Raw genomic sequence first — 23,970 nt, 5'->3', positions numbered from 1 at the left:
CCCATGCTGGGCAAGGTTTTAAACGCGCTCGCGTTTCAGGTCGGCTGGCTAGCCTGCGTGCTCGGTGGCACGCCTTGGGGGTTACCCACGGTCACGATGATCGTGACATGCCACCTGCTATGGCTGGGCATACCGGGAGAGTGGCGTTGGCTGGTGGGATTCGCACTACTCGGCGCCCTCGTGGACGGCACGCTGACGTTGCTCGGCGGTTTACGCTTTACCGATGCCTCGGAACTCACTCCGGTACTGCCGCTATGGCTGTGGCTGCTCTGGCCGCTATTCGCGACCACCCTTCACCATTCACTCGCTTGGCTATGGTCGCACCCTTGGCTGGCGATGCTGGGCGGGGCGCTCGGCGGGCCGAGCTCCTACCTAGGTGGCGCACGCTTGGCAGATGTCGAACTGGCCCCTTGGGCATTGGCAGTGCAGGCCGTCGTGTGGGGCAGTCTATGCGGATGGCTGGCGCTCAGGAAAGAGACATCTCGAGATCGCCCTTGAGCCGCCTCTCGACATCGGTGACCCGTTCGGGGCGGGCATAGAGGAAGCCTTGCACCATGGCACAGCCCTCTGCACGCAGATAATCCCGCTGCGCCTCGGTTTCCACCCCTTCGGCGACTACATCCAGCCCCAGACCGCGAGCCATGGCGAGCACTGCCGATGTGATAGCAGCATCGGCGTTATCGTCGGGCAAGGCGCGCACGAAGGCACGGTCGAGCTTGAGCTTATCCACTGGCAACTGCTTGAGATAAGCCATCGATGAATAGCCGGTGCCGAAGTCGTCGATGGCAATCGGGTGCCCCTTGTCACGCAACGCAACGAGACGCCTCGATATGTCCCCGGCACGCTCGTCGAGCAAGACCGACTCGGTCAGTTCCAGCCCCAGCATGGCCGCAGGCACGTTGTGCTTGGACAGACTCGCGGACAACCGCGACTCAAGATCGCCCTGGATTAGCTGCACCGCAGAGATATTGATCCACATCGGCACGAACGATAGCCCTTGCTCGCGCCAGGTCGACAACTGCGCACAGGCGTGATCGATCACCCAATCGCCCAGCGACGCCATCAAACCGTGGCGTTCGGCCAGGGGGATGAACGTCCCCGGCGAAATCATGCCATGCGTGGGATGATACCAGCGCAACAGAGCTTCCATGCCGGCCAGGCGGCCGTCGTCGAGATAATGCTGAGTCTGGTAGAAGAGCTCAAGTTGCGAACCGTGCGCCAGGGCTTGGCGAAGCTCGTTGAGCAGCTCGAGCTGAGGATCCCCCTCGACTTCCAGCGAGGGACGGAAGCGTTGACTGTGATTACGCCCGTGGCGCTTGGCGGCGTAGAGTGCCGACTCGAGACGCTGGAACAACACGCCGGAATCACGCCCGTCTTCGGGCGCCCGGCAAGTGCCGATAGTCAGCCCCAGGCGAAGGGGTTTGTCACCGATCTCGAACGGTTCGCTAAGATGCCCACGTAGCCCTTCCACCCACTGTTCGTGATCGTCGTAGGTTGTGGTGCGAATGACCATGAACTCGTCACCTCCCAGGCGCCCTACTACTCCCCCGGCGACGAAGGCGGCGAGCCGCTGCCCGAAGCGCGATAGCAGGCGATCGCCCTTGTCGACGCCCATGGCGTCGTTGACTGCCTTGAAGCCATCGATGTCGATCAACGCGATATCCAGCCCCTCGCCGGCCCGCAGGCGCTGCAAGCGCGAGGCCAGCAAATCATGCAGACGCCGGCGATTGGGTAAGCCGGTCAGCGGATCCTCGAAGCCGATACGCTGCAGATCCTGCTCACGTGCCTTGTGACGAGTGATATCGGTGAACAACCCCACGTAATGCGTGACACGTCCCTTGTCATCTGTGACCGCCCGCACCCGCAACCATTCAGGGAATTGATCGCCATGCTTGCGCTGATTCCAGACTTCCCCTTCCCACTGCCCGGTAGCATTGAGAGTTTGCCAATAATGCTCGTAGAACGACTTGTCGTGGCGACCGGAGGAGAGCACCGACGGGTCGAGGCCGCGTATCTCGTCTTCGCTGTAGCCGGTGATTTGCGTAAAGGCCGGATTGACCGCCTGGATACGATTCTGAGCATTGGCGATCAACACGCCATCGGGCGACAGCGTGAGGGCGGTCTCAGTCAGGTGACGGCGGGTCGCCTCCAGACGAATCTGCCGCCAGGCATCCAGGGCACCAATAATAACGACCACCAAAGCCGCCAAGCGCAGCATTAGCGTCGGTAAAAGGCTCATGGAAGCCATGGCAGCAATGCCCGTCCATACCAAGGGACGGTTGAGCGTAAAGACGGACCACATGGCGATTTAGCGGCTCAATCAATAGAGGTTCGTGAAAGTGCAGGCATCATGCCCCTTCTCTTGCGACCGGCGCAACCCGCGCCCATCCGCGGATTGCACCCATAACGCGCGCCCGGTAGGCTAGCCCAGCGTGCATTCATTCGGCACTGCCAGTAGACTAAGGTGTTCGTGCTCTGCGACGCACCACAATTTCGACTCTCGGAAAGACTCAGTGACCAAGCAACATTCTTTCAGCTACGAAGAACTGCTGGCATGCAGCCAGGGCGAGCTTTTCGGCCCGGGCAACGCCCAGCTGCCGGCCCCCAACATGCTGATGCTCGACCGCATCACGCAGATCCAGGAGGGCGGAGGCGAGTACGACAAGGGCGAGCTCATCGCCGAACTGGATATCCACCCCGACCTGTGGTTCTTCGACTGCCACTTCCCCGGCGACCCGGTCATGCCCGGCTGTCTGGGCCTGGATGCCATGTGGCAACTGGTCGGCTTCTACCTCGGTTGGCTAGGCCATCCTGGTCGCGGGCGCGCCTTGGGCTGTGGCGAGGTCAAGTTCTCAGGCCAGATCATGCCCGACGCCACCAAGGTTACCTACCGGATCAATCTCAAGCGGATCATTACCCGACGGTTGATACTGGGCATTGCCGACGGCACCGTTTCGGTCGACGGTCGCGATATCTATCAGGCCAACGATTTACGCGTTGGCTTGTTTACCTCCACCGCGAATTTCTGATCAGGAGGCTTCCATGCGACGAGTGGTAGTCACCGGCCAAGGCATCGTGTCTTGCCTCGGCAATGACCAGCACCAGGTACTGGACGCACTGCGCAGCGGGCGCTCGGGTATTCGTTTCAAAGATGAATACGCCGAACGTGGTTTCCGTAGCCATGTGGCCGGTGTCATCGATATCGATCTCGATACCCTAATCGACCGTAAGCTGCGTCGCTTCATGGGCGATGCTGCGGCATTCGCCTATGTCTCGATGGAACAGGCGATCCGCGATGCCGGCCTCGACGAAAGCGATATCTCCAACGAGCGTACCGGCTTGATCGCTGGCTCCGGCGGCGCGTCCAGCGCCAACCAGGTCGAAGCCGCCGACGTCCTGCGCGAGAAAGGCTTGCGTCGTGTCGGCCCCTACCGGGTCACGCGGACCATGGGCAGCACGGTCTCCGCCTGTCTCGCCACGCCGTTCAAGATCAAGGGCGTCAACTACTCCATCTCCTCGGCCTGCGCGACCTCGGCCCACTGCATCGGCAGTGCCGTCGAGCAGATCCAGCTCGGCAAGCAGGACGTGGTCTTTGCCGGTGGCGGCGAAGAGGAGCATTGGACGCTGTCCTGTCTGTTCGACGCCATGGGCGCGCTCTCGACTAGCTATAACGATGCACCTGAATCCGCCTCGCGTCCCTATGACGCCTCGCGCGATGGCTTCATCATCGCCGGTGGCGGCGGCATGCTGGTGCTCGAAGAGCTGGAACACGCCAAGGCGCGTGGCGCCAAGATTTATGCCGAAATCGTCGGCTATGGCGCCACCTCTGATGGCTACGACATGGTCGCTCCCTCCGGCGAGGGCGCCGCGCGCTGCATGCGGCAAGCCATGGCGAACGTCGACGGCCCGATCGACTATATCAATACCCACGGCACCTCCACCCCGGTGGGCGACATCGCCGAGCTCAAGGCGGTTCGCGAGGTGTTCGGCGATACCACGCCGGCGATGAGCTCCACCAAATCGCTGACCGGGCATTCGCTGGGCGCCACCGGCGTGCAGGAAACCATCTACTCGCTGTTGATGATGGAGCACGCCTTCATCGCCGCCTCGGCCAACATCAGCGAACTAGACGATGCTGCCCAGGGCTTCGATATCGTCGAGCAACGTCGCGACAATGTTGCCATCGAGCGCGTGCTGTCCAATAGCTTCGGGTTCGGCGGCACCAATGCCTGCCTGGTGCTGCAGCGCTACCGGGACTGATCCACGACCTCAGCGCCGTGCGGTTGCCGGTAACACGAAAAGGGGGCGTCTATCACGAGACGCCCCCTTTTTTGCATGATGGTCCCTGCGTCGCCAGAGGCTCAGGCCGGCACCTTGGTGGGCTCGCCCTCGACCTCGGGACGCGGTACCGCGGAGATCTCGCGAAGCTGCGCCTCGATCCAATGCTCGACCTCGGCCAACACCTCGCTGGCCAAGCGCCCCTGGGTCTCGATCGGCTCGCCGACCACCACGTGCAAATGTCCAGGCTTCTTGACCCAATGTCGTCCCGGCCAGTGTTCGCCGGCATTGTGGGCCACTGGCAATACCGGGACACCAGCGCGACACGCAATCACCACCCCACTCTTGTTGTAGCGACGCCGCTGCCCTGGCGCCACCCGAGTGCCTTCGGGAAAGATCAGCACCGAGAGCCCCTCAGCCAAACGCTGTGTGCCCTGTTCGAGCACCATGCGCATGGCCCGCGACGGTCGCGAGCGATCCAGCGGAATGGGCTTGATCAAGCGCAGCCCCCAGCCGAAGACCGGCATATTGAGCAACTCACGCTTGAGCACCGTGCACACCGGCACCTTGAGCAGCTGCAGGAACAAGGTTTCCCACTCGCTCTGATGATTGGCGAGCACCACGCAAGGGCCCTCAGGCACGTTATCGCGCCCGCTGACGTGATAACGCACTCCACAGGACACGGCGAACCAGCCCACGATGAAACGGTTATACAGATTCAGCAGCCGAAAACGCGAAAACAACTGCAAAAAGGGTGCGACCGGTAGTAATACGAGGCCGCTGATTAGTAGTGCCAGAAAGTAGCCGGCATAAAATACGAGACTGCGTAACACCTTCACGTCGCCGACTCCTTGTCATGCAACACACACCAGTCATCCAGCATGCGACTCAGCTCGAGCCGCCAGGGCTTCTGGTGGATACCGAAAACGTCCAATACGCGGCGACAGTTCAGGACCCGCCGCAAGGGACGGTCGTGATGGTGATGCAAGGCATGCAACGCCCCCAGTGTCGCGTCACGCTCCTGCCGCTCGAGATGCGTGGTGAGGTAGGTACGCACGACGGAGGCGAACGTATATGGGCTGATCGGCTCGGTACCCGCCAGGTGGTAGGCGCCCCAAGCATCGGCGCCACAACCTTGCTGCTGCATCATGCCGATCAACGCCATGGCCACCGCATCGACTGAGGTCGGGCACAGAATGACGTCTTCCGCAGCGCGTACTTCGTCACCCGCCAGCAGCGTGTCGAGTAACTCGGGCAGCCAGGCATGCGCCCCGCCGAGCGCGAACAGCGGCCCCAAGCGTACGATGAGATGCCGAGGCATACACTCACGCACCCGGTCGCCGGTGGCGATCAAGCGCTTCAGACTGTCATCGCGTGGCGCCGGGATGACATGCTCGTCGAGCGGCCCGTCGCCTCCTTCCTCATAGAGTTCATCGGACACGCACCAGATCAACGGCACATCGTATTCCCGGCACAGCGCGAGATTGGCATCAACCGCCTCGACATGAGCCATGACCTCAGCGGGCGCCAGACGTGACGGCGCCGATAACGGTGGCACCACCAGCGCATCGGGCCGGGCCTCGGCCAAGGCCTCCGCCGAGACTTGCGTCTCCTCGACGATGGTCAGTTGGGTATCGCGACGTCGATTGGCCTCACGCGCCAGCGCCAGACTCAAGCAATGTCCCGCATCCGCCAGCAGCAGCTTCACGGCCTCTCCTTTCGCATGCTCGTCTCCTCGATTCGTCGTCCACCTCGTCGACAGGGGCACATGTTCGCCCATCGCCGTATTGTCTGTCATCTTCACTGCCACCGACAGGCTGCGCACAAAGGTGCGCAGTGGTCATGCACAAGGCTGGCATTCTACGCCAAGCAGGCGACGGACTCAGCCCGAAACCCCGGGATGCCCCGTTACCAGGCCACCCAGTACACGCTCCATTTCCAGAGCGGGCATGGGGCGGAAAAAGTAGAACCCCTGAACCAAGTCACAGCGCATCTCCCGAATCAACGCGAGCTGCTCACGATTCTCGACACCCTCGGCCACGACCTCTAGGCCCAGGCGGTGGCCGATGAAGATCGCGGCCTCCATGATCGCGCGATCCTTGGGCTGTTCCGGGGCATCCCGCACGAAGGTACGATCGATCTTGAGTGCCGTTACCGGAAAGTGCTTGAGGTAACTCAGCGACGAGTAGCCGGTCCCGAAATCATCGATGGCGATGCGAAAGCCCAGGTCATGCAGCCGGCGCAAGCCTTCCAGGATATGCTCGTCGGCCTCGATGAGCACATTCTCGGTAAGTTCCAACCCTATATCCTGAGGACCCAGGCCATGGCGCGTCAGGCAATCTTCGAAGCGCTGGAAGATATCGGGCCGGCTCATCTGTCGACCGGAGAAGTTGATATCGATGCGTCCGATGTCCAGCCCGGCATTCCGCCACAGCACACGCTGCTGACAGGCGGTTTCCATGACCCAGTCACCGAGACGATGGATCAGGCCAGAACGCTCAGCGAGAGGAATGAACTCGGCCGGCGAGATCGGCGGCCCCTCTACCGGCTGCCAGCGGAGCAGCGCTTCGAGATTCTCGATACGCCCGCTCGCGGCAGACACCTGAGGCTGGTAATGCAGCGAGAGTTCTCCGCTGTCCAGGGCCTTCGTCAACCGATCGACAAGGCGGTGCTGGTAGAGCAGTTGGTCATGGAGCTTCTGGTCGAAGAAGCACACGCTGCCGTGGCCATCCAGCTTGGCCCGATTCTTGGCCACATCGGCGTTGCGGATCAGCTCGTGGGCCGTTTCGCCGTTGTCCGGATAGAGGCTGATCCCCAGGCAGGCCGTCACCTGATGCCGCGAACCATCCATCAGGAAAGGAGAGCGAAAAACCTCTTGAATCTTGTGAACCAGCTGCAGGAGCACCTCATTGCGCTGGAACATCGGGAAGGCGATCACGAATTCGTCGCCGGATAGCCGCGACATGATGTCTGACGCTCCCATCACCTGATGCAGCCGCCGGGACAATTCAACCAGCAGCCGATCGCCCTGTTCGTAGCTTAGAGCGTCGTTGATCGCGACGAAATCATCGATATCCAGATAAATCAGAATCATCCCGACACTCTGTCGGCGACAATAAACGATGACCTCGTCCAACTGCACTTCGAAAGTTTGGCGATTGGGTAGACGCGTCAGCGCATCGAAGCGTGTAGCAAAATCCAGCTCGCGATACGCCCGCTTCTGAGCCGAAAGATCCACATCGACACAGAACATCAGGGGATTCTCGGTGTGTTCGCCGAGCATCACGTGATGCGAGAAGACCGAGACCGGCTCTCCACTTTTGTGCTGAAGCTCGAGCTCTTCCGCCGGGATCTCTATCCCCTCCCTCATCCAGGCCCGATGCGCCTGAATCACCGGTTCGCGCATGGACTCAGGAATGATCAGTTCTTCCAGCGGCTGGCCCTGCGCCTCCGCGGCGCCATAGCCGTAGAGCTTAGTGCTGGCCTCGTTCCAGTAGATCACGCGGCGCTCACGATCATAGCCCTGAACCGCCACTCTGGGCAGGCTCTCCAGTAGTGATCGGAAGCGCTGTTCGCTCTCCAGATACTGACGGCGCACGAGCTCGATATCATCCCGAGCGCTATCGCTTTGCGCCTCTGACCATCTCGCCCTGAACCGTTGCCACCGACGCGCTAGTTTATGACACCGCAAGACTAGCCAGCGTCGGAAAGCGACATCGTGACCGCTCATCCATTTTCCCATCATCGAAAGATGCTGTTGCCTGCATCGTGATCGCAGTCAACACAATACGACATCCTTTATACATTTTTTGATGTTTCGCAGCAGATATTCTCCTCTCCGCAAGTTGCTCGAACGATCTCGGGCAATCTCGCCCCATATATCAATGGAGAAGATCTCATGAAACTCGACACCCTCAAGCATGGCTTCAATTCCAGCACCATACCTTCCGATCCGGTCGCCGACTACTGGTCGCTGGCAATTCACCAAGCCCTGCACCAGCAGGACTGGAGCACAACCGAGGTGCGCTCCCGGATAGATCTCGAGGCCTGGCAGGCATTCACCGCCGACTTGCCCCGAGACCCCTATGTCAATCGTCGCTGGAAACGCATGTCTTGGCTGACGCTGGATGAACGTGACGACGTCGTCGATATGGGTCATTGCCCCATGGCCCAGGGCGGCGCCTTCAATGACGCCGAGAGCATGGCAGACCGCCTGCGCTACTATGAGCCACTGACGCCAGCATTCATGGCCCGACCGGATGTAAAGGCCTTCGTGCGTGCCTGGGCGCGGCTCTGGGACCTGAAACCCAATGAGCCCATCCTGATGCAGATAACCGGCGTGCGTGGCGAAGGCATGATCGACCCCCTGCAGGGTCAGGGGATTCATGCCGACGGCTGCAAGGCGCTGAGCATCCTGGTGTTAAGTCGCCACAATGTCGCCGGAGGCGATAACCATCTCTATGCCGACAAGGCGGGCTCTTCCCCCGTGGCCGACACGACCCTCGCTCCGGGCGATATCCTCCACCTGCGTGATGACCGTCTCTTTCATAGCGTGGACGCCATCCACCAGGAAGATGCCGGCGCGCCCTTCGAGCGCTTCATCATCATCATCAACAGCCGCTTCGTGGATCCGTTTCAGAACCAAATCCTGCGTCGGCACTTTCCCGAGGCGGCGCTCAACGAGACCCGCTAAGATTCACCGCAAATCCCAAATGGGTCGGCGCCGGAGTTCGTCTCCGGCGCCTCTTCCCTAGATAAAAGCGCCAGTCAGGCGCTACATGCCATGCCTGGCGCACAACGCAAAACGCCACGCCGAATGGCGTGGCGTTTCGGTCATCGACACGGCGTCTCAGGCGACGCGTGCCAACGACTCGGCAGGCCCGAAGAATTCATGATGGCGTCGTTCAGCCTCGATGCCGAGCGTTTCCAGAGCCGCATCGACGCAGCGCATGAAGTTTGCCGGCCCCACCGTGTAGCAATGGGCGTCATCCAGCCTATACTTCGATAACAGGTCGACATCCACGCGGCCGACGTGATCGGGCGCATCCTCTGCGCGCGGTTGCGAATAAATGGTGATCACCCGCAACGACGTCGGGTGCGCCTTGCGCAACTCATCCAGTTCGTCGGCAAACGCACGCACTTCACCATCGCGTGCCGCATGCAGGTAAACGACCCGGCGTCCTTCCTCGAGCGCCTGCCGCGCCAGCGGCAACATCGGTGTCTGCCCCACGCCTGCACTGATCAACATCACCGGCGAATCGCCCGCAGCCAAGGTCAGATGCCCCGCCGGCGGTAGCAGCTCAAGGGTATCGCCCACCGCCAGGCGGTCATGAAAATGGCGACTGACCTGGCCGCCCTCCTCGCGTTTGATGGACACCCGATAGGTCCGACCATTGGGCGCCGCCGAGAGGCTGTAGTGGCGATGCACGGTGTCGCCATCGACCGCCAGCTTGAGGCCGATATACTGCCCCGGGAGATGCTCGGCGACCGCACCGCCATCTACCGGCGCCAGCTCGAAGGAAGTGATGACGGTGCTCTCGGGATGCTTGGCGACGATGCGGAACTCACGGGTGCCGTCCCAACCACCAGGCTGGGCGGCGAAGTCGTGATAGCGACGCGCCTCTTTCTCGATCAAAAGCCCCGCCAGTTCCTCGTAAAGCGCGCCCCAGGCATCGGCGACTTCCTCTGTCACTGCCTCGCCCAGCACCTCGCCGATCGCCGCCATCAGGCATTCACCGACGATGGGATAATGCTCGGGACGGATGCCCAGCGAGACGTGCTTGTCGACGATGATGCCCAGCACCTCGTCGAGACGCGCCGGCTCGTGGCGCAGTTGCACATAAGCGACGACGGCGCCCGCCAGCGCGCGCGGTTGCCCACCGCTTTGCTGGTGAGCGGCGTTGAACAACGTCTTCACCTCGGGATAACGCGCGAACATCAGCGGGTAGAAGCGCTTGGCGATGGCTTCGATGTGTTCGGCGACCACCGGTGTGGTGGCAGCGATAACGGATTCCTGAGCGGTTGTCAGCATGATGTCTCCTCGCGATGGGGCGTTCACAGTGTGTGCCCTTGCTATCGCAATCGGAGTGCCAACTCGGGGCGTTTCGTCACGCCCGCGACATTGTGCCACGTCAGTGCCGTCGAAGCCGCGTGGTTGCCGCTTTACAGATACCCCAGAGTACAACCCCGCAGACGACGAGCACTTGCCCTCACCTTCAGGACTGTCAAAATCACACTCACATTGCGTGTCACTATGACAATTTCTGCAAAAAAGAAGGTATAAATGACAGTCTTCTTGCATACCTTGCGCGACCTGCTCGCCGACCTCAGCGTCGGGCGTGGCAGCGACGCCCTGCCCGAGCGCTGGGCAAAGCTGCTCGCCGCACTGGTCGGCGATTATCCCGCCGATGCCAGCACGTTGATGGTCGCCCACGACGACGGCCTGCAGCCAGTGGCCGTGCTAGGCCTCGACGACGAAGTCCGCGGGCGCCGCTTTAGCCTGGCCGCGCACCCGCGTCTGGCCGCGATCGCCGCGCATCCCGGCGTGTGCCGCTTCCCGCTAGACTCGCCGTTGCCCGACCCCTTCGATGGCCTGCTCGACGAGGCATTGAATCATGTCCACGACTGCATGGGCGTGGCCCTGCGCGATGGCGACCGACTCCTCGGCATGCTGACGCTGGATGCACTGACGCCCGGCTGCCTGGCCGCCATCGACGATGACGATCTGTTGGCCGCGGCGGGCCTGCTGGCAACCTGCCTGCGCCTCGCGCAGCAACTCAGCGATACCCGCTCGCGCCTCAATCAGGCGCTCGACCAGCATTTCCCCGAGCCGGACGCACCGCGTAACAGCACGCCCGATTGGCAGAGCCCCGCCATGCGTCGACTGGAAGAAAGTCTCGCCCTGGTGGCGCCCACCGACATGAGCGTGCTGCTGCATGGCGAGACCGGGGTCGGCAAGGAGCGTATCGCCCGCCGAGTGCACGCGCTCTCCTCTCGCCGCGAAGGGCCGTTGGTACGCGTCAATTGCGCAGCCTTGCCCGAGGCACTGATCGAAAGCGAACTATTCGGCCATCGGCGCGGCGCGTTTTCCGGGGCCGTCCGCGATCATCGCGGCCATTTCGCCATGGCCCACGAAGGCACGCTGATGCTCGACGAAATCGGTGAACTACCGTTGGCCATGCAGCCCAAGCTACTGCGCGTGCTGCAGGAAGGCGAGATTCAGCCACTGGGCAGCGAAACCCCGCAGCGCGTCAACGTGCGCCTGGTCGCGGTCACCAATCGCGACCTGAGCCAGGAGGTCGCCGCCGGGCGCTTCCGCGAAGACCTCTACCACCGTCTGAGCGTCTTCCCCTTGCAGGTCCCACCCCTGCGGGAACGTCGCGAGGACGTGCCACTGCTGGCCGGTGGCTTCCTTGAGGACAACCGCATTCGCCTGGGGCTCGCCAATCTGCGCCTCGACCTCGCGGCCGAACACACTCTGCTAGCCTGGCCGTGGCCAGGGAACATCCGCGAACTGGAACACACCCTGGGACGTGCCGCGCTACGTGCCTTCGGCGAACAGTCACCTCCCGGACAGAGCGCACGTCGCGATGCCGTGGTCCGTATCGCCGCGCATCACTTGGAACTGCCGACAGCGCCCGTCGACGACACGACGCCTCCCGAATCGATAGCGCCGGTGGCACGCCCCACGCCCCCGGTGCCGCTACGCGAAGCCGTCGAGGACTTCCAGCGCCGACATATCGCCCACGCACTGGAAGCGCATGACGGCAACTGGGCCGCCACCGCGCGAGCGCTGCAAACGGACAGCGGCAATCTGCACCGTCTGGGCAAACGCCTGGGGCTCAAGCCTTAAGCGTTGCCGACTGGATTGGCTCCCCCTCGCCATAGAAAAAAGCCCCGTTATACGGGGCTTTACAAGCTTCTATCGATTCATCACTTCACTTCGCCGATGCTAGAACGGGATCTCATCGTCGAAGTCGTCGAAATTGCCAGGGTTAGGGGCACCATAATTACCTTGCTGCCCACCCTGCTGGGGCGGCTGTTGCTGAGGTGCCTGCTGCTGTGGAGGCGGGCCACCCTGTGGCTGGCCGTAGCTGCCCTGCTGCGCCGCACCACCTTGCTGAGGCGCATTTTGCGAGGGCTGGGCGTAATCACCGCCACCCTGGCCGCTACGCGAGTCGAGCATCTGCATGTCGTTGGCGACGATCTCGGTAGAGTACCGATCCTGACCGTCCTGGCCCTGCCACTTGCGCGTCTGCAGGCGGCCCTCGACATAGATACGAGAGCCTTTCTTCACATACTGCTGGGCGATTTCCGCCAGCTTGTTGAACATCACCACCGTGTGCCATTCGGTACGCTCCTGGCGCTGACCACTCTGACGGTCGGTCCAGGTATCGGTAGTGGCGATGCGTAGATTGCACACCGGATTGCCGGAAGGCAGAAAGCGGACTTCTGGATCCTGACCGAGATTGCCGATCAGGATGACCTTGTTCACGCCGCGCGCCATGTGAGTCTCCTTGAAATAGTCTCGCGCCCGTTATCAGGCGCTCTTGTGATCTCGCTGGGAGCCGAGGACGCGTTCCAGCGCCTCGGTGTCCAGCCGCTGGCGGTCGACCTTGAGGTAGGCGACACGCTCGTCGGGCACCACCATGACATCCTCGACACCGGCCACGGCGGCAAAGCGATCCATCAGTGTATCTATCGTGCCCATCGAGCGCTCGTCCAGGGCGACGATCTCGCTCGAGAGATGGCGAGGGGCCGGCATCTTCCAGACAATTGCCAACCATACCGCACCCAGCAACGCAGCGCCCAGAAACACCGCGTCCAGACCGAAATGCTGGGAGAGAAAGCCTCCAGCCGTTCCGCCCAGAAAGGCCCCCAGGAACTGGCTGGTGGAGTACACGCCCATCGCCGTGCCCTTGGCGCCTGCCGGGGCTAACTTGCTGATCATCGACGGCAGCGTTGCTTCCAGCAAGTTAAAGGCTACGAAGAACCCCCAGAGCAGCGAGAACAACGCCCAGCGTCCATCGGAAAACTCCACCAGCCCCGCCAGACAGAGCGTCAGCCACGCCACGGCACCGATGAAGATCGGTTTCATCTTGCGGTACTTCTCGGCCACGATCACCAGCGGAACCATGGCCACGAAGGCCAGCGCCATGATCGGCAGGTACACCCAGCCGTGATGCGCCGGCGCAATGCCCAAGGCTTCCAGACGAAAGGGCACAGCCACGAAGCAGGCGGTCAGGATGGCGTGCAGGGCGAAGATCGAGAAATCCAGTCGCAACAGATCACGCCGCGCCAGCATCGCGCGCAGTTGGGTGCGGTCGAGCCCTACATCGCGATGCGACACCAAGCGTGGTGCACGCGGCACCAGTCGCCACAGCACCAGCAGCCCCACCGCCGCGAGTACGGCAGTGAACCAGAACACGCCGGCCAGCCCGAAAGGGTCGGCAACCAGGGGGCCCACGACCATCGCCACGCCAAACGCGACGCCGATCGACAGCCCGATGGTGGCCATCGCCGCCGTACGCACTTCTTCGCGAGTCTGATCGGCCAGCAGCGCCATGATCGCACCAGCGACCGCGCCGCTGCCTTGCAGGCAGCGCCCGGCGATTACCCAGCCGATCGAAGTCGCCTCGGCGGCGACAACGCTACCTAGCAAAAACAACAAGAGCCCGATGCTAATGATGAGCTTGCGGCCGAACCGATCCGACAGCAGTCCGAAGGGAATTTGTAGAATCGCCTGAGTCAGGCCGTAACCGCCCAGCGCCATCCCCACCAGCAAGGGGGTCGCGCCATCCAGGTCCCCGGCATACAGCGCCAGGACCGGCAATACCATGAAAAGCCCGAGCATGCGCGTCGCATATAAGCTGGCGAGGCCGAAAATGGCACGCCGCTCGGTGTTAAGCAATGATGAAGACATGATTGAGTCGCGTCGTTGAAGAGAAGAAACGTTCGATACCGAAACCGGCCCACGAGGCCTTGCCGCAGGGGCCGTGACGAACCAACACCTCGGCGTCTCGCACGCGCGCAGACGCCGACCAAGCGCATTTTACCGACTGCCTGCCTGCCAAGGAAAGGACGCGCTTTGCTCGGACTCCACTGCACCCTCTATAATCGATCCTTTGACCGCGCCACCGCCACGGCGCAAACGGCACGAGGTGGGCATGGACAGAATTCTGGTCAGGGGTGCACGCACCCACAATTTGCAGAACATCGACGTCGAACTACCGCGTAACAAGCTGATCGTCATTACCGGTTTGTCCGGTTCCGGCAAGTCATCGTTGGCCTTCGACACCCTCTACGCCGAGGGGCAGCGTCGCTATGTGGAGTCTCTCTCCACCTATGCCCGCCAATTCCTGTCGATGATGGAAAAGCCCGATGTCGACCACATCGAAGGGCTCTCGCCAGCGATTTCCATCGAGCAGAAATCGACGTCCCACAACCCGCGCTCGACGGTCGGCACGATCACCGAGATCCACGATTACCTGCGCCTGCTCTATGCCCGCGCGGGAACGCCACGCTGCCCCGATCACGATATCGATCTCGAAGCACAAACCGTCTCGCAAATGGTCGACCAAGCCTTGGCATTGCCCGAAGGCAGCAAGCTGATGCTGCTGGCGCCGGTCATTAGTGGCCGCAAGGGCGAGCACCAGCAACTACTGGCCGAGCTGCGCTCCCAGGGCTACGTCCGCGCCATGGTCGACGGTCAGGCCGTGGAACTCGACGAGCTTGGTCCGCTCGACAAGAACAAGAAACACGACATCAGCGTGGTGGTGGATCGTATCAAGGTTCGCGATGGGCTGGCCCTGCGCCTGGCCGAATCGTTCGAAACCGCGCTCGGCCTGTCCGACGGCATTGCCATCCTTCACGATATGGATGGCGAGCGCGACGACATCGTCTTTTCGGCACGCTTCGCTTGTCCGGTGTGCGGCTACTCGATCGCCGAGCTCGAGCCGCGACTGTTCTCCTTCAACAACCCCGCCGGCGCTTGCCCGACCTGCGACGGCCTCGGTGTACGGCAGTATTTCGATCCCGATAAACTGATCAGCCATCCCGAGTTGTCGCTGGCCGAAGGCGCCATCAAGGGCTGGGATCGGCGTAGCGTGTATTACTTCAACCAGCTTCAGTCGGTCGCCGAGCACTATCGTTTCGCGCTGGAAACGCCCTGGCAGGACCTTGCCCGGCACGAGCGCGACGTGGTGTTGCATGGTAGCGGGCAGGATCAGATCGCCTTCAGCTATGTCAACGATCGAGGCCGCAAGGTCACACGCGAACATGCCTTCGAGGGCGTCCTTCCCAACATGGAGCGGCGTTACCGTGAAACCGAATCGAGCATGGTACGCGAAGACCTGGCCAAGCACCTCGCGGTGCGGTCCTGCCCCTCCTGCCAAGGGACCCGGCTGCGCAAGGAAGCCCGCCATGTATACATTGACGGGCGCCCACTCCCCGAGGTCTCGCAACTGCCCATCGGCGAGGCCTGGCATTACTTCGTGGCGCTAGAAATGCCTGGCCGCAAGGGCGAAATCGCCGCCAAGATTCTCCACGAGATCCACTCGCGCCTAGAATTCCTGGTCAACGTGGGGCTCGACTACCTGACACTGGAACGCAGCGCCGACACCCTTTCCGGCGGTGAGGCACAGCGCATTCGCCTGGCCAGCCAGATCGGCGCGGGCCTGGTCGGCGTCATGTACATTCTCGATGAACCCTCGATCGGCCTGCATCAGCGCGACAACGACCGGCTGCTTCAGACGCTCGAGCATCTTCGCGACCTCGGTAATACGGTCATCGTCGTCGAGCACGACGAGGAAGCGATCCGCGCGGCGGATCATGTGCTCGACATCGGCCCCGGTGCCGGTGTGCACGGCGGTCGTATCGTCGCCCAGGGTACCCCCGAGCAGATAACCCAATGTGAAGCCTCGCTGACCGGCCAGTACCTGTCGGACCGGCGGCGTATCGAGATGCCGCCGTACCGTATCCCCGGCAATCCAGAGAAGATGCTGCGCCTCACCGGCGCTAACGGCAACAACCTGCAGGACGTCACGCTCGAGTTACCCTTGGGCCTTTTCGTGTGCGTGACGGGGGTGTCCGGCTCGGGTAAGTCGACACTGATCAATTCGACGCTGATGCCCGTCGCCACGCGCGAGCTCAATCGCGCCACGAGTCTCACGCCTGCCCCCTACAAGCACATCGAAGGGCTGGATCTGCTCGACAAGGTCATCGACATCGATCAGAGCCCAATCGGGCGAACACCGCGGTCCAATCCGGCCACCTATACCGGCATTTTCACCCCGATTCGAGAGCTCTTTGCGGGCACCCAGGAGGCACGCTCGCGTGGCTACAAACCTGGGCGATTCAGTTTCAACGTCAAGGGCGGACGCTGCGAAGCCTGCCAGGGCGAGGGGCTGATCAAGGTCGAGATGCACTTCCTGCCCGACATCTACGTACCTTGCGATGTCTGCAAGGGTAAACGCTATAACCGCGAAACCCTGGAGATTCAGTACAAGGGCAAGAATATCCATGAGGTGCTGGAAATGACCATCGAGGAGGCATTGGAGTTCTTCTCGCCGGTCCCCGCCCTTGCCCGGCGTTTGCAGACATTGATGGACGTCGGCCTGTCATACGTGCGCCTGGGGCAAAGCGCGACCACCCTCTCCGGCGGCGAGGCGCAGCGCGTCAAGCTCGCCCGCGAGTTGGCCAAACGCGATACCGGCAAGACGCTCTACATTCTCGACGAACCCACCACCGGCCTGCATTTCGAGGATATCCGGCAATTATTGGGGGTGCTGCATCGCTTGCGCGATCACGGCAACACCATCGTGGTCATCGAGCACAACCTCGACGTGATCAAGACCGCCGACTGGCTCATCGATCTTGGCCCCGAGGGTGGTTCCGGCGGGGGACGCATCATCGCCGAGGGTACGCCGGAACAAGTCGCCAAGATGGACGTCTCGCACACCGGACGCTTCCTTGAGCCGATCCTGGCCAAGCGCACAACCGGCAAGGCAACCCGCGAAAAGAGTACTGCCGAGACCTGACCCGGATGGCGGCTAGCAACGACGCATAAAAAAGCCGGCCCCGAGGGGCCGGCTTTATTGTGCCGAGATGGCGAAGCCTGGCGAAGATTACTCTTCGGCGGCTTCCTCTACGACCGGACGGTCGACCAGCTCGACATAAGCCATCGGCGCATTATCACCAGTACGGAAACCGCACTTGAGAATACGCACATAGCCGCCCGGGCGCTCGACATAACGTGGGCCCAGCTCATTGAAGAGCTTGCCGACCGCTTCCTTGGAACGGGTGCGGTTGAAGGCCAGACGGCGGTTGGCGACGCTGTCCTGCTTGGCCAAAGTAATCAGCGGCTCGACGTGACGACGCAGCTCCTTGGCCTTGGGCAGGGTAGTCTTGATGACTTCGTGCTCGACTAGCGACACGCACATGTTCTTGAACATGGCATGACGATGCGAGCTCGTACGATTGAGGTGACGACCACTCTTACGATGACGCATGGTTGAAATTCCTTACCAAACTGGGACTCGAGTCGGCGCTCACGCAGAGGCCTTATCGTCCTTCAGGCTCGCCGGCGGCCAGTTTTCCAGCCGCATGCCAAGGGAAAGACCGCGCGCTGCCAGAACATCCTTGATTTCGTTCAAGGACTTCTTGCCGAGGTTCGGGGTCTTCAACAGCTCCACTTCGGTACGCTGAATCAGATCACCGATATAATAGATATTCTCGGCTTTCAAGCAGTTGGCGCTGCGAACGGTCAACTCGAGATCGTCTACGGGGCGCAGTAGAATCGGATCGATTTGATCCTCTTCCTCTTCGACTTCCTGTTCCTTGTCGGCTTCGAGGTCGACGAACGCGCCCAGCTGCTCTTGCAGGATGGTCGCGCTGCGGCGAATCGCCTCTTCCGGATCCAAGGTGCCGTCAGTTTCCAAGTCGATAATCAGCTTATCGAGGTCAGTACGCTGCTCGACACGCGCGGCTTCAACGGAGTAAGACACACGACGCACCGGGCTGAAAGTCGCATCCAGCTGGAGGCGACCGATCGCACGCGATTCGTCTTCCTCGGAAGCACGGGTATCCGCTGGCTCATAGCCACGACCGCGAACTACCTTGAGCTCCATTTTCAGCTCGCCGCTGTCGTTGAGGTGCGCGATAACGTGATCCGGGTTGATGACGTCGACATCATGATCGACGGCGATATCGCCCGCGGTCACCACACTCGGGCCCTGCTTGCTCAGCGTCAGAACCACTTCGTCACGGCCATGCATCTTGATGGCGACGTCCTTGAGGTTCAGGAGAATTTCGATGACGTCTTCTTGGACGCCCTCGATGGCGCTGTACTCGTGTAGAACGCCTTCAATCTCCGCTTCCACAATGGCGCAACCGGGCATGGAAGACAGCAGGATGCGACGCAGAGCATTCCCCAGGGTATGGCCGAAACCACGCTCGAACGGCTCGAGCACGATCTTCGCATGATTCGCGTTGATCTCTTCGACCTTGATGTCGCGAGGACGGAGAAACTCTGTCACTGAACGCTGCATAAGAACACCTTTCAGGCTGCCAAACGGATACTCGGTACTCGAAACCAGGCCCTGGCATGGGGCCTGGCGGCATCACGCAGTGGCTGCATGATTACTTCGAGTACAGCTCGACGATCAGGTTTTCGTTGATGTCGGCAGACAGGTCGCCGCGTTCCGGGACAGCCTTGAAAGTGCCTTCCATCTTCTTGGAGTCGACGTCGATCCAAGTCACATCGCCACGGTTCGCGGCGATCCCCAGAGCGTTTTGAATACGCGCCTGGTTCTTGGACTTTTCACGAACGGACACCACGTCACCCGGCTTGACCTGATAGGAAGCCACGTTGACGCTACGGCCATTCACGGCGATTGCCTTGTGGCTGACCAACTGACGCGCTTCTGAGCGCGTGGAGCCGAAGCCCATACGGTAGACGACATTGTCCAGTCGGGATTCGAGAAGCTGCAACAACAACTCACCGGTCGCACCCTTGAGGCGGGCCGCTTCCTTGTAGTAGTTGCGGAACTGCTTCTCGAGTACGCCATACATACGGCGTACTTTCTGCTTCTCACGAAGCTGCAAGCCATAGTCGGAAAGACGCTGACGGCGCTGGCCGTGGACACCCGGGATCTGCTCGGATTTGCACTTTTTCTCGAAGGGAGTAACACCGCTCTTCAGAAAGAGGTCGGTGCCTTCACGACGAGACAGTTTGCACTTCGGTCCAATATAACGTGCCATGAATCTGTCTCCTTAAACGCGGCGTTTCTTCGGCGGACGGCAGCCGTTATGGGGAACGGGCGTCGCGTCGGTAATGCTCTGCACGCGGAAACCCGCAGCATTGAGCGCACGCACGGCGGATTCACGGCCGGGACCGGGTCCCTTGACCAGCACGTCGACGTTTTTCACACCATACTCGGCTGCAGCGGTCGCTGCACGTTCGCTTGCCACTTGAGCAGCGAACGGGGTGCTCTTACGAGAACCACGAAAACCCGAACCACCGGCAGTCGCCCAAGAAAGGGCGTTGCCCTGGCGGTCTGTGATCGTCACGATCGTGTTGTTAAAAGAGGCATGGATGTGGGCAACCGCATCCACTACCTGCTTTTTCACCTTTTTACGGTTACTACGCGGGTTAGCCATGTTGATGTCTATTCCTGTCTTAACGCCAGAACGTGCGTTTTATTTGCGAATCGGCTTACGCGGTCCCTTACGGGTACGCGCATTGGTCTTGGTACGCTGACCACGCAGCGGAAGACCACGACGATGACGCAGACCACGATAGCAACCCAAGTCCATGAGACGCTTGATGTTAAGCGTCGTATCACGGCGAAGATCGCCTTCAACGGTATACTTGCCGACTTCGTTACGCAGGACATCCACCTGTTCGGCGGACAGCTCCTGAACTTTCGTCGTCGGCGCGATGCCGGTCGCGACGCAGATTTCCTGCGCACGTGTACGGCCAATCCCGAAGATGTAGGTCAGCGAGATCGCCGCATGCTTATTGTCCGGGATATTGACGCCTGCAATACGGGCCATCAGCTTACTCCGAATGTTGAGCGGCTTGCTCGTTTAGTCGTCTATAAGGGCGCAATAGCATACCCCTTTGTCTCCTAGGAGACAAGGGGTATGCCTACACCCGCTTTTAAGTCAGCGCAGGATCAACCCTGGCGCTGCTTATGCCGCGGTTCGCTACAGATGACACGAATCGCGCCATTGCGCCGAATGATCTTGCAGTTACGGCACATTTTCTTGACGGAAGCTCGAACTTTCATCGTTCTCTCCAAAAAACCTAGCGGGGCTCGTTTAACGCAGGATACCGCCGCTGCCATAGCCTTTCAGGTTGGACTTCTTCATCACCGATTCATATTGATTCGACATCAGATGCGACTGCACCTGGGCCATGAAGTCCATGACCACCACGACCACGATGAGCAAGGAAGTGCCGCCAAAGTAAAAAGGCACTTGCCACGCCACCACGAGGAACTGGGGCATCAGGGAAACTGCGGTGATGTACAAGGCGCCGAAAAGCGTCAGACGTGTCATGACCTTATCGACATAGCGGGACGTTTGCTCCCCCGGACGAATCCCCGGTAGAAACGCTCCCGATTTCTTCAGGTTGTCGGCGACATCCTTGGGATTGAAGACCAACGCCGTGTAAAAGAAGCAGAAGAATAGCACCGCCGCCGCGAAAAGCAAGATGTACAGCGGCTGCCCTGGTCCAAGCGCCTGCGACACCGTCTGCAGCCAGGCCATGTTCTGCCCGTCACCGATCCACTGGCCAATCGAGGCCGGGAACAGCAAGATACTGGAGGCAAAGATCGGCGGAATGACACCGGCCATGTTGACCTTCAGCGGCAGATAGCTGCTCTGCCCGGCATACATCTTGTTGCCTACCTGACGACGCGGATAATTCACTTTGATCCGCCGCTGGCCACGCTCGATGAAGACCACGAATGCAACGGTCGCGATCCCCAGGACTGCCAACGACAGCAACGGCAATATATTCCAGGCCCCATCGTTTCGCGCCAGCTCGAAAGACTGGCCGATAGCGCTCGGAAGACCCGCCACGATACCCGCGAAGATGATAAGGGAAATGCCGTTACCAATACCTTTTTCAGTGATCTGCTCTCCCAACCACATCAGGAACACGGCACCCGCGACAAACGTCACGATCGCTGTGAAGTAGAAGCTGAGATCGCCGCTATAGGCGACGCCCTGTCCGACCAGACCGACTGCCATGCCGGTCGCTTGGATCAATGCCAGCAGCACCGTACCGTAGCGCGTGTACTGGTTGATCTTGCGCCGGCCAGCCTCACCTTCCTTCTTCAGCTGTTCCAGCTGAGGCGAGACCGCCGTCAGGAGCTGCATGATGATCGACGCGGAGATATACGGCATGATCCCCAGCGCAAAAATACTCATGCGCGACAGCGCACCACCCGAAAACATGTTGAACATGCCCAGGATGGTACCCTGATTTTCCCTGAACAAGGCAGCAAGCTGGTCAGGATTGATGCCAGGCACCGGGATATGGGCACCGATACGGTACACCACTATGGCGATGAACACGAAACGCAAACGCGCCCAAAGTTCACTCAGACCACTTCCACTGGCCGGCATGTTTCCTGACTTAGCCATTAGTCCTCTACCTTGCCACCGGCAGCTTCGATCGCGCCACGGGCACCCTTGGTGACCTTGAGACCACGAACTGTGACTGCTTTGTTCAGTTCACCGGAGAGAATCACCTTCGCGTACTTGGTGTTATCCTTGAGTACGTTGGCTTTCTTAAGGCTATCCAGATCGACAATATCACCGTCGATCTTGGCCAACTCCGCCACGCGCACCTCTTCAGATGCCAGCGACTTGATGGACGTGAAACCGTATTTCGGCAGACGACGCTGCAATGGCATCTGACCGCCTTCGAAACCGGGCTTCACGGACCCACCGGAGCGTGACTTCTGGCCTTTGTGGCCGCGGCCACCGGTCTTGCCCAGACCGGAGCCGATGCCACGCCCGACGCGCTTCTCGGCGTGCTTCGAGCCCAGTGCTGGGCTCAGACTATTGAGTTTCATGGATTACTCTCCCTCAACACGCACAAGGTAATTAACCTTGTTGACCATACCGCGTACGGCGGGGGTATCTTCCAGCTCAACCGTGTGACCGATGCGGCGCAGCCCTAAGCCACGAATAGTGGCCTTGTGCTTTTCCAGAATGCCGATGGTACTACGAGTCTGGGTAACCTTGATCGTTGCTGCTGCCATGATGCCTTACCCCGCGAGCTCTTCGACGGACATACCACGCTTAGCGGCAATATCCTCCGGAGACTGCATGGCGGCGAGACCTTTGATAGTCGCGCGCACCACGTTCACCGGGTTGGTGGAACCGTAGCACTTGGCGAGAACGTCATGGACGCCTGCCAGTTCGAGTACGGAGCGCATGGCACCGCCAGCAATGATGCCGGTACCTTCAGACGCCGGCTGCATGAACACCTTGGAGGCGCCGTGACGGGCCTTCGTAGGGTACTGCAGCGTCGAGCCACTGAGACTTACCTTCACCATGTTGCGACGAGCCTGATCCATCGCCTTCTGGATCGCGACTGGCACTTCACGTGCTTTGCCGCGGCCGAAGCCGACGCGACCGTTGCCATCGCCAACGACGGTCAGTGCGGTGAAGCCGAAAATACGACCACCTTTCACAACCTTGGCGACGCGGTTTACCTGCACGAGTTTCTCTTGCAGATCGCCGCCCTTCTGTTCGTTATTCGCCATCGTAAAACCCTTTAGAATTCCAGGCCGCCTTCACGAGCGGCATCTGCCAGGGCCTTGATACGACCGTGGTATTTAAACCCGGCACGATCAAAGGCCACCTCGGTGATGCCCGCTTCCTTTGCGCGTTCGGCAATCAGGGCGCCCACCTTGGAGGCGGCGTCCGCATTGCCCGTAGATCCTTCACGCAGGCTCTTATCGAGCGTGGATGCGCTGGCCAGTACTTGGCCGCCATCCGGCGAAATGATCTGCGCGTAGATGTGGCGCGGCGTGCGATTGACGCACAAGCGAGACACGCCAAGCTCGCGGATCTTGGCGCGAGCGCGGCGGGCACGACGGAGACGAGATTCTTTCTTCGCGTTCATAACCCTGCCTTACTTCTTCTTGGCTTCTTTGCGGCGGATTTCTTCGTCGCCATACCGAATCCCCTTGCCCTTGTAGGGTTCGGGCGGACGGAAGGCACGAATTTCCGCTGCGACCTGGCCGAGCTTCTGCTTGTCCGCGCTCTTCAGCACGATCGTGGTGTTCTTCGGCGTTTCAGCCGTCACACCTTCAGGCAGCGTATACTCGACGGGGTGCGAGAAGCCTAATGTCAGGTTGAGTGTGTTGCCGCTTGCTTGCGCGCGGTAACCAACGCCGTTGATCTCGAGAGACTTGCTAAAGCCTTCCGAAACGCCAGTAACGATATTCTGTACCAGCGCACGGGTGGTTCCGACCATCGCCCAGCTTTTGGCGGACTCGCTCGGATTAAATGTCAGTTGGCCTTCTTCCTGGCCCACGGTGACATCGGAATGCACGGTCATGGAGAGCGTGCCCTGACCGCCCTTGACGGTCAGCTTGTTGGCTTCGAGATTGACCTCGACGCCACTCGGTAGTTTCACCGGATATTTGGCTACGCGGGACATTCCAAACT

At 60.8% G+C, this 23,970-nt stretch carries 25 protein-coding genes; 6 read left to right on the top strand and 19 right to left on the bottom strand.

Annotated elements, in window-relative coordinates; genetic code table 11:
- Window positions 1–3 precede the first annotated feature (3 nt).
- Entirely contained in the window at window positions 4–498 is a 495-nt protein-coding gene (locus SR908_RS09515) for a DUF2878 domain-containing protein (protein WP_246924458.1), read from the top strand.
- Here the strand turns inward: SR908_RS09515 and SR908_RS09510 are convergent.
- Window positions 467–2,302, bottom strand: coding sequence for a putative bifunctional diguanylate cyclase/phosphodiesterase (locus SR908_RS09510; protein ID WP_097024015.1), 1,836 nt, complete (start codon window positions 2,300–2,302; stop codon window positions 467–469). The two genes, SR908_RS09515 and SR908_RS09510, sit on opposite strands and share 32 nt — an antisense overlap.
- 211 nt (window positions 2,303–2,513) lie before the next feature.
- Between SR908_RS09510 and fabA the strand changes: the two genes are divergently transcribed.
- Window positions 2,514–3,029: a 3-hydroxyacyl-[acyl-carrier-protein] dehydratase FabA gene (gene fabA / locus SR908_RS09505; RefSeq protein WP_097024016.1), complete on the top strand. Its 516-nt coding sequence runs from the start codon at window positions 2,514–2,516 to the stop codon at window positions 3,027–3,029.
- Between the two features lie 13 nt (window positions 3,030–3,042).
- The gene (fabB, locus tag SR908_RS09500) at window positions 3,043–4,260 is read left to right on the top strand and encodes a beta-ketoacyl-ACP synthase I (RefSeq protein ID WP_097024017.1); all 1,218 of its coding nucleotides are present in this window, start codon (window positions 3,043–3,045) and stop codon (window positions 4,258–4,260) included.
- A gap of 101 nt (window positions 4,261–4,361) precedes the next feature.
- Here the strand turns inward: fabB and SR908_RS09495 are convergent, their stop codons facing one another.
- From SR908_RS09495 to SR908_RS09485, 3 genes are all read right to left on the bottom strand, one after another.
- A complete protein-coding gene (locus SR908_RS09495; RefSeq protein ID WP_097024018.1) occupies window positions 4,362–5,117 on the bottom strand; it encodes a lysophospholipid acyltransferase family protein in 756 nt (251 codons plus the stop codon).
- Window positions 5,114–5,986, bottom strand: coding sequence for a sugar nucleotide-binding protein (locus SR908_RS09490; RefSeq protein ID WP_246924455.1), 873 nt, complete (start codon window positions 5,984–5,986; stop codon window positions 5,114–5,116). Before SR908_RS09490 ends, SR908_RS09495 begins: the two co-directional genes overlap by 4 nt.
- 174 nt (window positions 5,987–6,160) lie before the next feature.
- Window positions 6,161–7,876 (bottom strand): putative bifunctional diguanylate cyclase/phosphodiesterase, encoded by a 1,716-nt coding sequence (locus SR908_RS09485; protein ID WP_378075783.1) that lies wholly within the window; start codon window positions 7,874–7,876, stop codon window positions 6,161–6,163.
- A 300-nt stretch (window positions 7,877–8,176) separates the two neighbouring features.
- On the opposite strand from SR908_RS09485, the gene SR908_RS09480 reads away from it, so the two are divergent.
- Entirely contained in the window at window positions 8,177–8,971 is a 795-nt protein-coding gene (locus tag SR908_RS09480) for a 2OG-Fe dioxygenase family protein (RefSeq protein ID WP_246924450.1), read from the top strand.
- 156 nt (window positions 8,972–9,127) lie between these two features.
- On the opposite strand, the gene hmpA is transcribed toward SR908_RS09480, so the two are convergent.
- The gene (hmpA, locus tag SR908_RS09475) at window positions 9,128–10,309 is read right to left on the bottom strand and encodes an NO-inducible flavohemoprotein (RefSeq protein WP_246924447.1); all 1,182 of its coding nucleotides are present in this window, start codon (window positions 10,307–10,309) and stop codon (window positions 9,128–9,130) included.
- Between the two features lie 252 nt (window positions 10,310–10,561).
- Between hmpA and norR the strand changes: the two genes are divergently transcribed.
- Window positions 10,562–12,130: a nitric oxide reductase transcriptional regulator NorR gene (gene norR / locus SR908_RS09470; RefSeq protein WP_246924444.1), complete on the top strand. Its 1,569-nt coding sequence runs from the start codon at window positions 10,562–10,564 to the stop codon at window positions 12,128–12,130.
- A 99-nt stretch (window positions 12,131–12,229) separates the two neighbouring features.
- Here the strand turns inward: norR and ssb are convergent, their stop codons facing one another.
- A complete protein-coding gene (gene ssb / locus SR908_RS09465; protein WP_075369404.1) occupies window positions 12,230–12,784 on the bottom strand; it encodes a single-stranded DNA-binding protein in 555 nt (184 codons plus the stop codon).
- Window positions 12,785–12,817: 33 nt separating this feature from the next.
- The gene (locus SR908_RS09460; RefSeq protein ID WP_246924441.1) at window positions 12,818–14,200 is read right to left on the bottom strand and encodes an MFS transporter; all 1,383 of its coding nucleotides are present in this window, start codon (window positions 14,198–14,200) and stop codon (window positions 12,818–12,820) included.
- Window positions 14,201–14,444: 244 nt separating this feature from the next.
- Here SR908_RS09460 and uvrA point away from each other — a divergent pair, with 244 nt between their 5' ends.
- Window positions 14,445–17,315, top strand: coding sequence for an excinuclease ABC subunit UvrA (gene uvrA, locus SR908_RS09455; protein ID WP_246924438.1), 2,871 nt, complete (start codon window positions 14,445–14,447; stop codon window positions 17,313–17,315).
- An 87-nt stretch (window positions 17,316–17,402) separates the two neighbouring features.
- On the opposite strand, the gene rplQ is transcribed toward uvrA, so the two are convergent.
- The 12 genes from rplQ to rplF all read right to left on the bottom strand — a co-directional run bounded on the left by rplQ (window position 17,403) and on the right by rplF (window position 23,962).
- Window positions 17,403–17,786 (bottom strand): 50S ribosomal protein L17, encoded by a 384-nt coding sequence (rplQ, locus tag SR908_RS09450; protein ID WP_075369407.1) that lies wholly within the window; start codon window positions 17,784–17,786, stop codon window positions 17,403–17,405.
- Window positions 17,787–17,825: 39 nt separating this feature from the next.
- Window positions 17,826–18,824, bottom strand: coding sequence for a DNA-directed RNA polymerase subunit alpha (locus SR908_RS09445; protein ID WP_040239374.1), 999 nt, complete (start codon window positions 18,822–18,824; stop codon window positions 17,826–17,828).
- 91 nt (window positions 18,825–18,915) lie between these two features.
- A complete protein-coding gene (gene rpsD, locus SR908_RS09440; protein WP_040239375.1) occupies window positions 18,916–19,536 on the bottom strand; it encodes a 30S ribosomal protein S4 in 621 nt (206 codons plus the stop codon).
- Between the two features lie 12 nt (window positions 19,537–19,548).
- Entirely contained in the window at window positions 19,549–19,935 is a 387-nt protein-coding gene (gene rpsK, locus SR908_RS09435; RefSeq protein ID WP_011505752.1) for a 30S ribosomal protein S11, read from the bottom strand.
- Between the two features lie 39 nt (window positions 19,936–19,974).
- On the bottom strand, window positions 19,975–20,331 hold the full coding sequence (gene rpsM, locus SR908_RS09430; RefSeq protein WP_097024026.1) for a 30S ribosomal protein S13: 357 nt from the start codon (window positions 20,329–20,331) through the stop codon (window positions 19,975–19,977).
- A gap of 122 nt (window positions 20,332–20,453) precedes the next feature.
- On the bottom strand, window positions 20,454–20,567 hold the full coding sequence (gene rpmJ / locus SR908_RS09425) for a 50S ribosomal protein L36 (protein ID WP_075369409.1): 114 nt from the start codon (window positions 20,565–20,567) through the stop codon (window positions 20,454–20,456).
- Window positions 20,568–20,598: 31 nt separating this feature from the next.
- Window positions 20,599–21,930: a preprotein translocase subunit SecY gene (gene secY / locus SR908_RS09420; RefSeq protein ID WP_040239383.1), complete on the bottom strand. Its 1,332-nt coding sequence runs from the start codon at window positions 21,928–21,930 to the stop codon at window positions 20,599–20,601.
- Window positions 21,930–22,364 (bottom strand): 50S ribosomal protein L15, encoded by a 435-nt coding sequence (gene rplO, locus SR908_RS09415; RefSeq protein WP_075369411.1) that lies wholly within the window; start codon window positions 22,362–22,364, stop codon window positions 21,930–21,932. The genes secY and rplO overlap by 1 nt, the downstream gene beginning before the upstream one ends.
- Before the next feature lie 3 nt (window positions 22,365–22,367).
- Complete coding sequence (gene rpmD / locus SR908_RS09410; RefSeq protein WP_040239387.1) at window positions 22,368–22,553, bottom strand: 50S ribosomal protein L30; 186 nt, start codon at window positions 22,551–22,553, stop codon at window positions 22,368–22,370.
- 6 nt (window positions 22,554–22,559) lie between these two features.
- Window positions 22,560–23,060 carry a 30S ribosomal protein S5 gene (gene rpsE, locus SR908_RS09405; RefSeq protein WP_040239388.1) on the bottom strand — a complete coding sequence of 167 codons (501 nt, stop codon included), beginning with the start codon at window positions 23,058–23,060 and terminating at the stop codon, window positions 22,560–22,562.
- Between the two features lie 11 nt (window positions 23,061–23,071).
- Window positions 23,072–23,422: a 50S ribosomal protein L18 gene (rplR, locus tag SR908_RS09400; RefSeq protein WP_040239390.1), complete on the bottom strand. Its 351-nt coding sequence runs from the start codon at window positions 23,420–23,422 to the stop codon at window positions 23,072–23,074.
- A gap of 9 nt (window positions 23,423–23,431) precedes the next feature.
- Window positions 23,432–23,962 (bottom strand): 50S ribosomal protein L6, encoded by a 531-nt coding sequence (gene rplF / locus SR908_RS09395; protein WP_097024028.1) that lies wholly within the window; start codon window positions 23,960–23,962, stop codon window positions 23,432–23,434.
- Window positions 23,963–23,970: the final 8 nt, after the last annotated feature.

The organism is Chromohalobacter canadensis, from assembly GCF_034479555.1.
In the GTDB taxonomy this organism is placed as follows: Bacteria; Pseudomonadota; Gammaproteobacteria; order Pseudomonadales; family Halomonadaceae; genus Chromohalobacter; species Chromohalobacter canadensis.
The sequence above is the reverse complement of the archived record's forward strand: the minus strand, read 5'-3'. Positions and strand labels throughout refer to the sequence as shown.